General features: G+C 39.7%; 10 protein-coding genes. 5 read left to right on the top strand and 5 right to left on the bottom strand.

Annotated features, from left to right (window positions below; translation table 11 throughout):
- Window positions 1-74: 74 nt before the first annotated feature.
- From CXF83_RS13390 to CXF83_RS13380, 3 genes are all read right to left on the bottom strand, one after another.
- Window positions 75-2,195: an alpha-amylase family glycosyl hydrolase gene (locus tag CXF83_RS13390; RefSeq protein ID WP_101090933.1), complete on the bottom strand. Its 2,121-nt coding sequence runs from the start codon at window positions 2,193-2,195 to the stop codon at window positions 75-77.
- A 63-nt stretch (window positions 2,196-2,258) separates the two neighbouring features.
- On the bottom strand, window positions 2,259-4,241 hold the full coding sequence (locus CXF83_RS13385; protein ID WP_232775106.1) for a glycoside hydrolase family 13 protein: 1,983 nt from the start codon (window positions 4,239-4,241) through the stop codon (window positions 2,259-2,261).
- Window positions 4,242-4,322: 81 nt separating this feature from the next.
- Window positions 4,323-7,145, bottom strand: a complete 2,823-nt coding sequence (locus CXF83_RS13380) for a TonB-dependent receptor (protein WP_101090932.1) — start codon at window positions 7,143-7,145, stop codon at window positions 4,323-4,325.
- Between the two features lie 478 nt (window positions 7,146-7,623).
- Between CXF83_RS13380 and CXF83_RS13375 the strand changes: the two genes are divergently transcribed.
- The 3 genes from CXF83_RS13375 to CXF83_RS13365 all read left to right on the top strand — a co-directional run bounded on the left by CXF83_RS13375 (window position 7,624) and on the right by CXF83_RS13365 (window position 11,935).
- Window positions 7,624-9,252 (top strand): alpha-glucosidase family protein, encoded by a 1,629-nt coding sequence (locus tag CXF83_RS13375; protein ID WP_101090931.1) that lies wholly within the window; start codon window positions 7,624-7,626, stop codon window positions 9,250-9,252.
- Between the two features lie 51 nt (window positions 9,253-9,303).
- Window positions 9,304-10,569, top strand: a complete 1,266-nt coding sequence (locus CXF83_RS13370; RefSeq protein ID WP_101090930.1) for a sugar MFS transporter — start codon at window positions 9,304-9,306, stop codon at window positions 10,567-10,569.
- Between the two features lie 148 nt (window positions 10,570-10,717).
- Window positions 10,718-11,935, top strand: a complete 1,218-nt coding sequence (locus CXF83_RS13365) for an RsmB/NOP family class I SAM-dependent RNA methyltransferase (RefSeq protein ID WP_101090929.1) — start codon at window positions 10,718-10,720, stop codon at window positions 11,933-11,935.
- A 125-nt stretch (window positions 11,936-12,060) separates the two neighbouring features.
- On the opposite strand, the gene CXF83_RS13360 is transcribed toward CXF83_RS13365, so the two are convergent.
- On the bottom strand, window positions 12,061-14,097 hold the full coding sequence (locus CXF83_RS13360; protein WP_101090928.1) for a sulfatase-like hydrolase/transferase: 2,037 nt from the start codon (window positions 14,095-14,097) through the stop codon (window positions 12,061-12,063).
- The gene (locus tag CXF83_RS13355; RefSeq protein WP_101098016.1) at window positions 14,084-14,350 is read right to left on the bottom strand and encodes a hypothetical protein; all 267 of its coding nucleotides are present in this window, start codon (window positions 14,348-14,350) and stop codon (window positions 14,084-14,086) included. Before CXF83_RS13355 ends, CXF83_RS13360 begins: the two co-directional genes overlap by 14 nt.
- Window positions 14,351-14,790: 440 nt before the next feature.
- Here CXF83_RS13355 and CXF83_RS13350 point away from each other — a divergent pair, with 440 nt between their 5' ends.
- On the top strand, window positions 14,791-16,080 hold the full coding sequence (locus tag CXF83_RS13350) for a L,D-transpeptidase family protein (RefSeq protein ID WP_101098015.1): 1,290 nt from the start codon (window positions 14,791-14,793) through the stop codon (window positions 16,078-16,080).
- Window positions 16,081-16,085: 5 nt separating this feature from the next.
- Window positions 16,086-16,493 (top strand): helix-turn-helix domain-containing protein, encoded by a 408-nt coding sequence (locus CXF83_RS13345; protein ID WP_101098014.1) that lies wholly within the window; start codon window positions 16,086-16,088, stop codon window positions 16,491-16,493.
- Window positions 16,494-16,970 lie beyond the last annotated feature (477 nt).

Genomic DNA, 16,970 nt, shown 5'->3' with positions numbered 1-16,970 from the left:
TTGGCAGAGATAAAAATAAAGTCACTAAATTTGTGCCTTCTCAAGAGATACGCGCTTTATTAAGATAGAAAGAGCTATTGATTTAGCTTTAACATCAATATCCTGAATTGATTTGGCGCGAGCGTTATCGCAACTGTCGCGTCGTAGTGTGTGACATGTAATGTATCGTTACTCTGCTTTGTTTGTTGCTGCACGGCGTCAGCAGCCAATAGATCCACCAGCGCAATATTGCCTAAAGGTAAATTCCAGTTACGGGTCAATGACAGAGGTAAGTGCAGCGTGAATTGCTTTGTTTGCTGTTGGCTAAAATTATTAACGATGATGAGCTGCTGCTCTGCGGAATAACGGCTAAAAGCGAAGATTTGCTCATCATAACCATTAACCTTTTGTAAGCGGTTAAAACTGTCGAGTTCGACATACTCACCGGTTAATGCGGGAGCGCTGTGACTGAGGTTTAACAACTCAGCATAGTAGCGGTGAAGCTCAAGCTCTTGTTGGGTTGATTGGCCGCCATCGAACTTACCATTATTCATATATCGTTGATGCGCAGGTACGCCGATATAATCGAAGATACTGGTTCGAGTCGGGCTGCCAAACCCTGGGTTTTCAGCGCCTTTTTCACCCACTTCTTGGCCAAAGTAAATTAAGGTCGGTGCACTACTGATCGTAGTTGATACCACCATGGCGGGCAGGGCGGCAAAGGCATCACCCGCAAAATCTGGGCTCGCAATTCGTTGCTCATCATGATTTTCTAAAAAGTGCAGCATATTTGCTTCAATGTCAGTAACTTGTGCTTGTTTGACCGCTATCGCTGCAGTGCTCTCTTTGCCTTGAATGATGCCTTTAAGCGTGTCATACATGTCGACTTTGTCGTACAGGTAATCCATTTTACCGAGATGGATATAATCTCGGTATAGGGCAGGGTTATACACTTCAGCTAATAGAAACGCATCAGGATTCGTGTGTTTAATATTGGAATTTAAATAGCTCCAAAACGGGACAGGCACCATCTCCGCCATATCGTAGCGAAAACCATCGACGCCATTTTCCAACCAAAATTGAGTGATCTGTTTGAATTTAACCCATGAATCTGGGATCAACTTATCTTTAGGCGCGAGTGCTAGATCTGCTGTTTCGATTGCGAGCCAGTATTGATAATGCGCATTCACATCCTTACTGCTCATTGATCCATCAAGTACTGGGAAGTCAAAACTACCATCAGGTTTAACGCCGTAGTTAATTTTAACCGTTTCATACCAGTCATTAGCGTCAGGCTGCGCTGCGCGGGCACCATTGCCTGTCCATTTGGCAGGGAACTCTTTGAATTTGCCATCGGCTAAAGGGTGTGACTCACCCACTAATGGTTGGTTTTTAGGCGATAAATCAGGGACTTTAAATGCAACTGGGGTACTTTTACCCATCGCTGTCGTTTGAACAACATAATAGAAGTTGTTGTGGCGCTTGTAAGTTACGCTGGTGTCGTCATTAGCCCCAAAGCTAGTTACACCATTTTCAGCGAAGGGTGATTGATATGCTCTGGCAACATGGTTTGGCACAATATCGATTATCACTTTCATGTCTTGTGCGTGTGTACGTGCTATTAACGCTTTAAACTCTTCAAAACGATTTTCAACGTTGTCGGCTAGGTCCGGATTAACGTTGTAATAGTCTTTAACGGCATAGGGCGAGCCTGCACGGCCTTTGACAACATCCGGATCATCATCGCTAATGCCAAATTGCTTGTAGTCGCCTATCAACGCATGGTGAGGTACGCCGGTATACCAGACATGGGTAGTGCCTAAAGACTTGATACTATTAAGTGCAGTTTCATCAAAATCACTGAATTTTCCAACACCGTTTTCAGTGATAGTGCCCCATGGCTGGTTGTTAGTATTCTTATTGCCAAATAGCCGGGTGAAAACCTGATAAACAACAGGTTTTTGGAGGTCATTGTTTACTGTGTTTTGCGTATCGGCCGCAATTTGTTTAAAGGAGATCTCATTGTGCTTGTTCGCACTCACGGCGATGCTCTTTTGCTCTTGCTCTGAACATCCGCCCGCAAGCAGGAAAACAGGAAACAGCAGGCTGATAAGCAGTGCTTCACTTTTATTACTGCCAAACTCTCTCTTTTTACAGCCAAAAGCTAATCTTGATAGCGTCGGCTTAAAGAGATGATTAAATTTATTAACAGTCATTAAAGTGTAACCTTATGATTATTAGTGTTTTTGGTTGTATTTTCTTAGTTTCAGTTGGTTATACTAGTTTAGTGTTAACACCAGTACTCCATTAGCAGGAACGGTAATGGTTTGAGTGATATTTTGCGTTTTCTGCGTCAATACATCAGTGGCTGATGAAAAATCAGCTAGTGGCTGTTTAAACCTGTCGCTATTAAGCAGCACGTTATTAGGGTTCTTATTCATCACTACCATGACGGTTTGCAGCGCATCAATTCTGAAGTACACATAAGTGCCATCTTTAGGGACGTAATGGATTAACTTTCCATGATGAATAGCTGCAGAGCTTTTTCGGAAATTGAGCAGAGTTGAAACGAACTTCTGCGCATCGATTTGCTGTGGATTTAGTCCTTCTTGTGTATAAGCATTTTTATTATCAATTGGCCAACCACCGGGGAAATCGGCACGTACTGTACCGTCATGCCTGCCCTCTAGCGGACTGGTCATCAACACCTCGGTACCATAAAAAATCTGTGGAATACGGTTTGAGGTAAGGGTGTACACCATGGCCATCTTATAATGGCCTAAATCTTCGTTCATCAGGCTAAAGAGACGATTTGTATCGTGGTTTCCTTCAAATAACACTAGGTTCGTCGGGTCTGCGTAAACAACATCATTGGCCATCATTTCATAGAGCTGGATAAAGCCTTTGTCCCATGACTCTGGCGTATTAACTGCGTCAAGCATGGTTTCGTAGAGTGGGAAATCCATTAGGCTTGGAAGGTAAGATACATAACCATCTTTGTTGGTTTTACCCGCTTGCCAATAGGAGACGGTAATGGGGTTCGCCGTCCACTCTTCACCCACAATATTAAAGTTAGGATACTCGGTCATAATAGCTTTTGACCACTGTGCTAAAAAGGCCTTGTCGGCATAGGAATAAGTATCTTCTCGTATTCCACTTAAGTTTGCATATTCAACCCACCAAATACTATTTTGAATGAGATACGTTGCAAGCTTTTGATCTGTTTGATTTAAATCGGGCATGCTGTCGACAAACCAACCATCAACAAAATGGCTACGGTCACTTGCAACGGCATAGGGATCTTGTACCGTAGTGCGCCTGTGACTGGTGAATTGCACCTGACTTAGATCGGTACTTAGATTAGTCCTTAGATTGCTACTATGGTTTGTCGTTAATCCATTTACCCATGTCGAGCTTGGAATATCTTGCATCCACCAATGGTTTGAACCGATATGGTTGACGATGATGTCTTTAATGATGCCAATCCCTCTATCGTTTGCCGCAGCGACCAGCTGGCGATAGTCTGCATTACTGCCAAAACGAGGGTCGATACGGTAATGATCAGTGGTTGAGTAACCATGATAAGAGTACTTTTGTTGATTATTCTCAAGTAGGGGATTGATCCAAAGCTGTGTTATGCCGAGCTGTTCAAGATAATCTAGGCTGTTGAGAATACCTTTGATATCACCGCCATGTCGGCCATCTTTATCGGCTCGATTAGCTGTTTCTAACATGCTGATGTGATTATCATTTGACTCATCGCCGTTGGCGAACCTATCGGGTGTGATGAGGTAGATAACGTCACTGTTATCAAATCCTTTTCTTTGGGCCGAACCAGCACGCCTTTGTTTAATATCATAGTCAAACTGATGTTGTGTGCTGCCATCTTTAGCGAGCGAAATTGAAATAGTTTGCGGCGCAGCATTTTTAAGTGAGAGGCTAATGAATAAGTAATTAGGATTGTCGGTTGTTGTCGTTTTAACAATGCTGATGTTAGTGGGGTGTCCATTTAGTCTGGCTTGCAGAGAGGCAATATCATCTCCATGTAGCATAAGCTCAAGTGTTGGATTTGCCATATTTGCCCACCAAAACTCGGGCTCGATTTTCAGATGAACAGGGATCCTTTCTTGCTGACTAAATACCGATGTAACCTCGCTGATGCTCTCTGTAGAGCTGCCCATAGCGCTAGTCGTTAGGCTCACAGATGCCACAATGGTAGCGAAAATAGCATTGAAAGAGCGGTAAATAGGCGTTGATTGCATCTTAGGTGACCTTGTTGCAGAGCATTATTTTTATAGCAAAAAGCCTACTTCATCGTGAAGTAGGCTTTTGATGCTCGAGGATTACATACTGTAACTAAATCCTAGATAATATTGACGACCAAAGGTTTGAATGGTACCTGTTTGCTGCGGTTGCCCAAAGTAGGTTTTGTTAGGCTCGTCAGTCAAGTTGTTAACCTGGAGTAGCAGTTTCAAGCCATTATCCATTGCATAAGATGCTTGATAATCGAAAATCGTTTCAGCATCAAAAAATGCTAATTGAGATTCGACAGCGACCTGCTCTGAAACATACTCACTACGATAACGCATGCTGACACGGGTATCGAAACCCTCGAGTGAATAAAACAACGTGGTATTAGCAACATGTTCAGACAAACCAGGTAAAGGTATAGAAAGTGATTGACCACTCAAATCTGTTTCAAATTCAACTTCGCTGTCTGAAAATGAGTAACTACCTGTAAAACCAAGACCACTAAATGCGCCAGGAAGGAAGTCAAAGATCTGCGTGTAAGTCAGTTCAACACCACGGATATAACCGCCGTTATCATTGTTAACCGCAGTTTGATATTGACCTTCATCTTTAACCACTGGGAACTCTACGCCGTTGTCGACGATGGTATCAGGAACAATAAAACCCGCTTTTTCAAAATCAAAAGGCACAATAGTAAAGTTATTAATGAATGACTTAATATCTTTATAGAAAATAGCCAGTGCAATAGCGCCTTCACTATCTTCAAAGTAATGCTCATAAGAAAGGTCATATTGGTCGGCATAAAATGGGTCGAGTAATGGACTGGTGTTTCCCCAAGCGTTGTACTTTTTATAGCCTGGAGTTGCAGAGTCATCATACCAAGAACCCATGCCTGATTTTAACTTGTCTATCGGTGGACGCGCCATTACCGATGCTGCAGCAATGCGGATTTGGTCGTTGTCTGTTAAATGGAAATTCAAGTTGATTGAAGGTAGGTAATCTGTGTAGGTTTTGCCCACTTCATGACGAACGTAATCAGAGCTAATCACACCTTTCTCATCTGCGATCTCTTCTCCTAAACCAAAGCCAACCTGCTGAAGACCCTTGCTCGATTGGTCGGTATTGACAACGCGCACACCAATGTTACCCGTCACAGGCAGGTCGCCAATCTCTAGGTTTAAATTGGCTTGTACGTAACCTGCAAGCACATCTTCATTGACTGAACCGCTTTGGATCATGGTCCAGTTATTATCCCAGTTAGCCGTTGGTGTAAATGGATCTTGTCCTGTGGCTGCGAGCTGTTGATTAACCAGGTCTACCGCTTTATCAAAATCGATTTTTAGGAAACTTGGGTAGTTTGAAAGATCACCGCCAAAGTTAACCACATCTGTCATATCGTCTGTTAAACGCAGAACAGGTTGATTCGCTGGGTTATCGCCATACTCAAAACCGTAACCAGCTTGTGAGCGTTGTGCGTTAAATTCGCGCTGAGAATAACGCACACCAAAATCAACCGATGAGATAAAATTATTATCCAAGGCATAGTTAAAATCTAGTTTGTAAGCGATAAGATCATTTTGTTGATCGTATGGCCACATACCAACTTCTCTAAGTCCTAATGTCGCCGTATCGGTGTAACTTTTATCAAAGCTTACATCGGCAGGATTAAGACCATTTAGTTGGTAATCAACGGACTCAGATGCACGAATTTGATTGTCGATATCATCATATATAACCGCTCTTGTGCCGCCATTGACGAACTCACCATCTGCTTTTGAATAACTAACATCGGCAGCAATGGTCAAGGCATCACCGTCATTCCACGTCACATTAAACGCACCAGAGGTGAGTGTTGAGAACTTAGAGTCGTTATCGTTAACCACAAATACTGCAAAGTTATCAGTGCCATCGGTCGCAACAGTACCGCCTGTCATCGAACCATTTTGCACTGTAGCGTTGCTAATATTGCCGTTTTTAAGTGACTTTACACGAAATCCTCGAGCAAAATTTTCTGAATCAAACTTAGAATGGAACAGGTCCCCTTTAATGCTCCAGTTGTCATTGGGTTGCCAATGAATCGCGCCCATATAACCATCGCGGGTGTCTTCACCGCCTTTTTGTTGCATTTCGAAGCCTTCACTGATTGATTCAGCTTCGCCATCGCCGTTGACATCGCGTGAATCATCATTAAATCTCAGGCCGATGAATTGACTGGCAACATAAGGCTGATAAAGGTGCGCATAGCCCACTGCCACGCCTAAAGTATCTTCAAGGTACTTACCTTGATAAGAAAAGCTTAAACGGTTACCAAACTCTTCAGCATCGGCAACATCACCGGCTTGATCGTTGTAGCTTCCACGTACATTCACTACAAATGAATGCTCTTTATCACTCTGTAAAGGATCTGCTGTTTTTAATTCAACGGTACCTGCAACGCCACCTTCAATCAGTGATGCTTTTTGAGATTTGTATACTTGTGCTTGCGATATTAACTCAGACGGGTACTGATCAAATTCAACTGCGCGTTTACCACCAGTGGTAACCTGTTCACGGCCATTTAATGTGGCGAAAACGAAATCACCGTCAAGACCACGAATATTCAGGCCACTCGCTTGTCCGCCCGTTCTAACGGCTGTGACACCAGGTAAACGTGTTAGTGCGTCGGCAATTGATTGGTCTGGTAAAGCGCCTAAATCATCTGCAGATATGCTTTCAGATACTGTGTCAGCAAAACGCTTATTATTTAAAGATCTTATAACGCTGGTTCTAAAACCTCTAACTTCAATAACTTCTATTTTTTCTTCTTGTACTTTTCCTTCCGTTTCTACTTTGGCTTCTTCAGCAGCATAGCTGCTCATACTTGCCCCTGCAGCAACTAATGCTAAGGTCAGCATACTAGGTTTAAATTGCAACATCTCCATCCCCTTTAACTAAACTGTCGGCTAGTTATTATTTTTTTAATTATCACTGACGTCGTAACAAAACTGGGTACAGAAGCGCACTTGTTACAACAAAATCGCAGCGTTTATAAGTATATTGTTGCGCAACGGTGAAGATAGTACTCCCGAGATTCTGACCATAACAATGTTATGCATACGTATTCAATGGTTTCATAACTGTAAATTAACCGATAAAAGGACATTTGTTAACAATGTTCGGCACAGGCTTATTAAACTCTAGTTGTTGTTTTAAAACAAGATTTTTAGTGTTACATGTTTGGTGGTTGTTAATGCTATTACTGCATACGTATGCAGGGATATTGAACCTTATTTCGCTATTCACGTATGCTGCCAACATTCCAACAACAAAAGCGACCGATCATTAGGTGGCAACATTGTTTTAACTAGTGGGTTGTTTTGCTAGTTTCCAAATATAGAGTGTTAAGGGGCAATAATGGATCAGCTTACATGGTGGCGCGGAGCCGTCATTTATCAAATTTATCCACGTAGTATGCTGGATACAAATGGTGATGGAGTTGGAGATCTGCAAGGGATAATCAATAAGCTGGACTATATTGCCAGTCTAAACGTGGATGCAATATGGATATCGCCTTTTTTCACCTCTCCGATGAAAGACTTTGGTTATGACATTAGTGACTATCGTGATGTTGACCCGATGTTTGGCAGTATGCAGGACTTTGACGATTTGATTGCTAAGGCACATTCGTTAAATATTAAAGTTATTATCGATCAGGTGTTAAGCCATACCTCAGATCAGCATCAGTGGTTTATTGAAAGCCGTGAAGACAGAGCTAACGCTAAACTGGACTGGTATGTGTGGGCTGATCCTAATGAAGATGGCACACCTCCTAACAACTGGTTAGCGATATTTGGTGGCTGTGCGTGGGAATGGGAACCCCGCCGTCAGCAGTACTACTTGCATAACTTTCTCACCAGCCAACCCGATCTGAATTTCCATAATGAAGATGTGCGCAATGCGGTACTTGATAATGTGCAGTTTTGGTTAGATAAAGGGGTCGATGGCTTTAGATTGGATGCGATTACCTTCTGTTTTCATGATGATTTATTACGTGATAACCCAGCTAAGCCAAAAGATAAACGCCAGGGGCGCGGTTTTAGCGAAGATAACCCTTACGCATATCAATATCACTATTTCAACAACACCAGACCTGAAACAGTAAGCTTTATTGAGGACCTTAGAGCCCTTATTAATCGATATCCCGGTGCGGTCACTTTAGGTGAAGTATCGTCGGAAGATTCGTTAGCGACGATGGCTGAATATACACAAGGTAATGAGAGGCTGCACATGGCCTACAGCTTTGAGCTATTAACCGATGACTTTAGCGCTGAATATATTCGAGAAACGGTAGAAGCCTTAGAGGGACGTATTGGTGATGGTTGGCCTTGCTGGGCTATTGGGAATCATGATGTGCAACGTGTGGCTTCTCGTTGGGGTAAAGGGCAGGCAACACCAGAGATGATTAAGATGCTCAATGCGATGCTGTGTTCGCTACGCGGCAGTGTTTGTAGTTATCAAGGTGAAGAACTTGGGCTTACTGAAGCCAAAATAGAATATGGGCAACTGCAAGATCCTTTTGGCATCGCATTTTGGCCGATGTTTAAAGGCCGCGATGGGTGTCGTACGCCAATGCCTTGGTCTGAAAAGTCTCTCAATGCAGGCTTTAGTGAGGCGAAGCCATGGTTGCCAGTCGCGAAAGCACATTACGCTTTGTCAGTAGAAAGCCAAGAGCAAGATGAACAGTCGATTCTTAATAGTTACAGACATTTCCTTGGCTGGCGCAAAAAACATCCAACATTGATAAATGGTGATATTGAATTCATCGTAACTGCTGAACCCATATTAAGCTTCATACGCAGTGATGAAGGGATTAGTTACCTTATCTGTTTTAATTTAGACGCTCAGCAACAAACGCTAACTTTACCTGAAATGGGTATTGACGAGGTGCTCATTGACCATGGGTTAGTGAATGGCACTGTGTCGAATGGCTTACTTACACTGCCGCCTTATGGCTGTTTTTATGCTCAGTTGACCAGTATTTGATTGAAATTGAGTTCCACTTAAGAAGATTGACCTAATAAGAGAGAAAATAATATGGCTTCATCTTTTAGTACTAACACTGCCACGGTAACGTCTGGCGAAAACGGTAGCACCCGTTTTGCTTTGGTATCTTTAACTTCACTGTTTTTTATGTGGGGTTTTATTACCTGCTTGAATGACATTTTAATCCCCCATTTGAAAGCGGTTTTTTCGCTTAATTATACTGAAGCAATGTTGATCCAATTTTGCTTCTTTGGAGCATATTTCTTAGTGTCTATCCCTGCTGGGAGATTAGTTAAAAAGGTGGGCTATCAAAGGGGGATCATTACTGGACTTGTCATCGCAAGTTTTGGTTGTGCATTGTTTTATCCTGCCGCTTCTCTCGCTGTTTACCCACTGTTTTTGGGAGCTCTTTTTGTGTTAGCGTCAGGAATCACCATATTACAAGTGGCTGCAAACCCATATGTGAATGCACTTGGCAGTGTTGATACGGCTTCAAGTCGTTTAAATTTAACGCAAGCTTTTAACGCATTGGGGACGACGATAGCACCTTACTTTGGTGCGATACTCATTTTGTCTGTTGCTGTAGAGGCACAAGTTGGGCTGACACAGATGCAAGCAGAAGCAGAGGTCGTTAAACTTCCGTATTTATTGCTATCTGCCATGCTGGCAACGCTTGCTATCATTTTTTCCAAACTAAATCTCCCTGAGATTAAGGCGCATACAGAAGCGGCCGTTGAAGGCCTAGCTGACAAGAATGGTAAAACCAGTGCGAGTCAATATAAGCATCTTGTGCTGGGGGCTGTGGGTATATTTGTCTATGTTGGCGCTGAAGTATCTATCGGTAGCTTTTTAGTTAACTTTTTAGGTGAAGAGCATATTGTTGGAATGAAAGAAGCCGATGCGGCTAAATACATTGCTTACTACTGGGGCGGGGCAATGGTAGGGCGCTTTATTGGCTCAGCAGTCATGCAAAAAATACCAGCAGGTACCGTATTAGCATTTAATGCCTTTATGGCAGCAAGTCTTGTTGTAGTTGCAATGAATACCTCAGGCGAAGTGGCCATGTGGTCAATCTTGGCTGTTGGACTATTTAATTCGATAATGTTTCCCACTATCTTTAGCTTAGCGCTACGTGATCTTGGACCGCATACTTCTCAAGGCAGCGGAGTTTTGTGCTTAGCGATTGTAGGTGGTGCTATTGTGCCATTGCTGCAAGGTGTTATGGCGGACAATATGGGGATCCAGCAAGCATTTATTCTACCTGTTATCTGTTATGGCTTTATTCTTTACTATGGTGCTAAAGGCTCTAAATTATAGGCTGCTAGGTATTAGCCTGAATAAAAGCTGTTATTTTAAAAGCGACTTCAAGTAAGTCGCTTTTTTATTGCTGCTTTTCTTAAGTTGACTTGCGTATTGGGCACTTTGCTCCTATGATCGCTGCGATTTCTTTCTATGGTAACTTTAAATGCTAAATTCGTCTTTATCCCCCAGCTCGACTGAACTTGTGATTAGTATTCTTGACCTTGTATTAAAAGAGGGCAAGCCACTTGATCGTGCCTATTCACAACATTTTTCAGGGCTACAATTAGAGTCTTCTGAGCTAGGACGGATCACCTTTGTTACGGGTGATATTTTAAGACGTTTAAATTTGTATTGTTATTTGTCTGACGTTAAGCCTGAAGAGATGGTTCGAATGGGCTCTCGTCTGCTTAATGTTTGGCACTTATTTCATCAATTACCGTTACCTAAAATGCAATATGCACTACAAGTTGATGAAAATGATCTCGCTGAACGAACCGAAATTGCGCGTCAACAACCGGTGCTTTGGGATGGCTGTCCAGATTGGTTGAATGAAATGGGTGAAGCACAGTTGGGTGACCGTTGGCCTGCTGAGCGTGCAGCGTTAAATAAGCCTGCTAAACGTTTTATTCGTGTCAATACGCTTAAATGTACCCGCGATGAGCTTGCTAAAAAGTTGCGTAACGAGCGTGTCCAAACAGAAGAAGTTGAAGGTGTTGATACTGCGTTAGAAGTAGTATCAGATTCAGCACTGTTTAAAACGGAATGTTTTAAAAAGGGTTGGTTCGAACAGCAAGATGCAGGTTCACAGCTCATCGCTGCAGCCCTTGGCGCAAAGCCAGGTATGTGTGTTGTGGATGCATGTGCGGGTGCTGGTGGCAAGACGCTATCAATATCGGCACAAATGCAGGGTAAAGGTCGATTACTCGCAATGGATGTTGAGCAATGGAAACTCGATAACCTTAAACAACGTGCTCGTAGAGCCGGTGCTCATAATGTTGAGACGCGCATTATTGCTAGCAGCAAGACCATTAAGCGTCTTAAGCTGACCGCTGACCGCGTACTACTTGATGTACCGTGTTCTGGTCTTGGGGTACTAAAACGTAATCCAGATGCTAAATGGCGTGACACACCAGAGAGATTGCCAATATTAGTCGCACTGCAAAAGGACATCCTACAGAGCTATAGTAGAATGGTGAAAGTCGGTGGTATTTTGATTTATGCAACATGCTCTATCATGCCAGAAGAGAACCGCAACCAAGTTGATGCCTTTTTAGCTGAAAATAAACATTTCAGCTTTATCGAAGAAGACAATATCAGCCCAGCAGAAACGGGTTTTGATGGTTTTTATTACGCAAAACTGGAACGTATCGCAGAAGCTTAAGCTTTTTGTGTTACCGCTATATAAAAGGGCGCTCAAAGCGCTCTTTTATATGGATGTAATTTAATGATAATAGCTCGGTGGTTGCCTATGCTCACCAGGAAAAAGACTTCGCTAGTCTATATAGCCTAGCCATTATCTGGATATTTATTATTATTATCGTAATCGCATCTGTTTATTTCGTCGAATCCATAATCCGTTTTATAGAACTGACAAAGTTTTAAAAGTAGACTGTCTACTATGTGATTATTTTCTGCACTACCTACTATTTTTACTTCTTTCTTTTCAATATTTAGTAATACTAACTGACTGTCAGGTAACATTGCTAATTGATGTTCCCCTTGATAAATAGATCGTTGCTTACGTCTTATTAATGTTCTGTATTCTTCTGGTTTTATTACTGCTTTTCCTGAGGGTCTAATTTCATAAATTGAAGCTGTTTCCGAGACAACTTTTTCTTCATCAATAAAACTTGCATTTAAGGATGATAAAGATAATGAAGATTCAACAAATAGATGTCTATCATTTGGTGCTTCTGTTTTTGCGGGTAACGGGAAGCCATCGTATGCTATTGGCAGATTCAATTTAAGTTCTTGGTCAATACTGGGAAGAATATCTATAAGTGAGAACAATCCCTCTATAACAGCAGGTTCGCTTACAATTTCGTTATTTTTATACCTTATTTTTGCTAGCAAAACTTTTGCTTGTTGTTGATCTAACACGTTAGTGCCATGCCCCCAGGATTGCATGGGTGGTCGGTTTTTAAGAGCATTAAAATCATCTTTTTCGTTGAGTTTAAAACCTTCTCCATGATCTGAAATAATATAAACGATAGAGTTTCTTAAAAATCCATTAAGCTCTAATTGTTGATAAAATAATTCTATCTGTTTGTCTATTTTCTTAAGCATGGATTTGTACATAAAATGGTTATAATTACCATTCCATTCAGAAGGATTATGTTCAATAAAACTGTTTGAGGTGTAAGGCCAATGTAATTGACAAAAGTGTACAGCTAAAAAATTGGGTTTATTATTGTCAAGTTTACTCAACACTTCAGTGTTAAATGAGATAGGTGAATAGGCTTTGCCATATCCTCTATTATTATAAAGATAAGGTAGTAAGTGCTTTGAATATGGATGTTTCAACAATATGTTGATAAGGGGCAAGTCTGCAAAATTAGAAATTATAGCATCTGCTGCTCCAATTTTAGGACCCGCTGTACTATCAAAACCATAAGATTCATCTATTTGATTAAATCTACGTTCATCCATTGCATATATGGTTTGGTAACCAGACTTTTTTAACTTACGTATTAGTGGTAGTTGTTTGTCGATAAGTTCAGGTGGTGCTAAGTTAAACCTTGCTCCATTAGTTTTGGGGTACTGGCCTGTTAAAAGACTCATCCATGCTACATAGGTTCTACCTTGAGGAGTATAACTATCTTTATAAACCTGTGATTTTTTCAATATTCTGTTAATAAAAGGGACATAATTAAATTGCGCTCCTTCATAATGTAAATGGTCAGGTCTTAAACCATCAATACCTATAATTATAATGTTCGGTTTTTTTGTGAGGACACTCTGTCTTGGCGTTTCTACACTAATAAAAGGGAATAACACCAATAGGCTCGAAAGAGCTACCGCTATAGTGATAGTTTTTATGTTTTTTAAATGAAACAATCCAACAATAAATATTATAAATAAAGTAATCGTGAGCAATGTAATCAAAGGAGTGGAAGAAAACATTCCCTCTCTAAAGTATGAAGTAGTTGATGTGGGGTATAAAAATGAGTTTAATCCTATAGTAAGAGTAAAGTGGGTTAGTACTAGCAAAAGCCAGTAAAGTTCTTTTTGTAAGGGCGTCTTATTTGTTTTCCTTATAGGGATATAGGATATTGTTATTATAAGTGCCCAGACAAACTGGATTGTGAGTAATATAAAAATAAAATAAACAATATCCTTAACCAAACCAATGCTAACTAAATGTTCAATATCAATGTGAGTCATAGCGTTTGCGATAGTAAATGCAGAATAAGGAAGGAGCCCGCTACGGTAGTTGATCAAAACTACAGTGAGTAATAAAAGTAATCCCAATGTTCTAAAGTAAATTCTAACAATAGAATTTTCTTTTTTATCCCTAACTTCCTTATTGTTATTGGTTTTCATCCATGTCCCGTTCTGTTTTGTTTATTTTAAAATCATGTGTGAAATCTTCTATATTATTATCTCTGTTTGCTGGCCAATCACCAATAATTAAATATCTTTCTGCTAATGTTGACCCAGATGGATCATCTGTTTTTATATTTTCTACGATGGAGTACGTTTCGTACATAGCGCTTAAGTGCTCCACAATAATTAGCAGTATAAAAAAGAGCAATATAATGTTCTCTAATTTGTACAAGTGTATTTTTGTAATCATATTCATTCCGAAGCAGTAGCTTGTTTGATAATATTTTTTATGTTTTATCTAATAGTATAGAAGTGTTTTTACTAAATGTAGAAAATATATGATGCTATATATTTAAAAATCTAGATGTTCTCCTAATTTATGATTCTGTAAGTTTTTTGTGAGGTTCCTTTAGTCTCGATATTGTGGTTGTTGGTTCAAGTATGGAAAAATATACTGTACTGCAGCAAGGTAGAAATAAAGATAATTATCAATCATTTACTGAAAGGTTAGCAGACTAGTATTCAACATACATCCTCCGTCTAATTTGCTAAAAAGTACTATTATGTACTAGACCTATTACATGGTTATCGTCATCTTCGTTAGTTGTTCAATAACCATTTGAAAGGATTCAAGCGCTGATCAGACTGGGACGTCGGTATACGATTTACTTGCTTTTAAGAGGGATTCTTTTGCTTATAGATTTTAATTCTTCATCATTCAGTATTCGTGCATTTATGCTGGTTACAGTATTGGTGCCTTTTGATGTGTATACGGATAGCTCTAGTGTTAGTGATATTAATGCTATAGATAACAAAGGTATACTGGTAAGTGAGAGAGGTGTAAGCCCGCTTGATTTTGCATTTTTATTTTCTGAAGAACAATATCTGAAGTTAACAGAGCTTTCTAAAGAAAGGTTAGTCATTGTTCTTAAAAGTGAACGCATTAAGAACCTGGTACATCAAATAGAGAAATATAGAAACTTACAGCATTATGAATGGCCTACATTGGAATTAGTAAAGCTTGTACTAGGAAAGAAGTCTGATGAAATAGCAAAATTACGTTGGATGTTAGTGAGTTTAGAAGATCTTCATTATCAAGATTTACCTCCTTATCGAGAGAAAATTTTTGATCCTGCAATCACGGTAGGTATTAAGCATTTTCAGAAAAGACATGGCTTAGAACCATCCGGTTTATTAACAACAGATACCGTTTCGTTGTTAAACACTCCGCCATCTAAAAGAGCATCAGAGTTGACATCATTACTTTTTAAACACATTACATCATTTAAGTTAGAAAAAAGTGAGTATGTCGAAGTCAATATTCCTAGTTACCAGTTGCGGGTAATTAAAAATAACCGAGAGGTTTTGAAACTTAATGTTATTGTTGGAAGAAAGAAAACTGCAACACCTGAATTAAATACTACCATTTCTCAAATTACAGTCAATCCTAGATGGACTGTCCCCAGGAGTATAATAAACAGTGATATATTGCCTAAAATACAAGTCGACAAATTTTACTTAGGCCGAAATGATTTTGCTTTTAGAGGTTATAGTGGGAATAACAATATTGATAAAATTAAAACTATAGACTTACAATCATTTAGGCGTGCACTGAAACATAAACAGTTGATACAACTACCGGGTGATAAAAATGCATTAGGTCACTATAGATTCACTGTACCAAATAACAGTTCAATATTTCTACATGATACGCCAAGAAAAGATCTATTTAAAGTACCTAAAAGGGCACTAAGTCATGGCTGTATTCGTGTGGAACAACCAAAACTGCTCGCTGACTACCTTATGAGCAGAGAACCGCTTAAAAAAAGGATTTTGGTTGAAGTTGCTTCAAGGGGTCTACATACCAGCCACTTTGCCTTGAGCAACCCAATACCGATATTTGTGACTTATAATACTTTATGGCTTGATGATAATGGTATTTTACAAATACGACCTGACGTATATTCACTTGAGGAGTAGGTGAAATGGATAGTAATTGTCATGATAATGAACCTCTGTCTATTCTTATTCGAAAAGAAAAGAACGCCAGAATGAAATTAAAATTATTAGCAATATTACATTTTAAAGAAGGTAAATCTCGTTATAAGATAGCGTCTTATTTAAAAGTTAGCCGTACTAGTGTAAATAGATGGGTGAGCGACTACCTTTCATATGGCCTAAATGGATTAAAAGAAAAAGCACATTCTGGAAGACCTCCTAGTTTAACTAATGAGCAGCAGCTACAATTGACCCATCATATTAAAAAAAATATCGGCTTGTCTCATCAAAAAGAATTGAAAGGGAAAAGTATCCAAGAGTATATATCTAAAAGTTTTGGTATTAATTATGAGATATCTAGTGTCTATAAATTATTAGAACGTTTAGGTAATTGAAAAAGATATAAAGTGCACATGTTACATCATATCTATTGCTAGCTCACTTAATATAAAACAGCTCTTGTATATTCCTCTAGTATGATTTTCTCATGCATATTCATTATGTTGTTAACAAACGATTTATTCTGTTTGTTAACTGTCATATCCCTATCGCACCATGTTTTTGTTGAATAATAATCTGGTCTGATATCATACTTTTTATAAAATATTATGATCCATAATGTAACTTGTTATATTTGTTGTTTTTCACAAATGGTAATTCTTATTAGTTGGAAGTGTTGTAGGTGTAATAATTATCTATATTTTTCAGCTGGTTACAACTACCATTTGTTCGGTAAGTAATTTAATTGCAGGTGAGGTTTTTATTTAATCGATTCATAACTCCAAAAGATATAGACCAATAAATTATTCAACAATGTCGGTCTCTCTAGCCTTTGCTATCTTTAACTGACAACGTCATTGGAGATATTAGTA

Source organism: Shewanella sp. Choline-02u-19 (assembly GCF_002836205.1).
Classification (GTDB): Bacteria; Pseudomonadota; Gammaproteobacteria; order Enterobacterales; family Shewanellaceae; genus Shewanella.
Note: the sequence above shows the minus strand (reverse complement) of the source record. Positions and strands in the feature narration are given on the sequence as shown.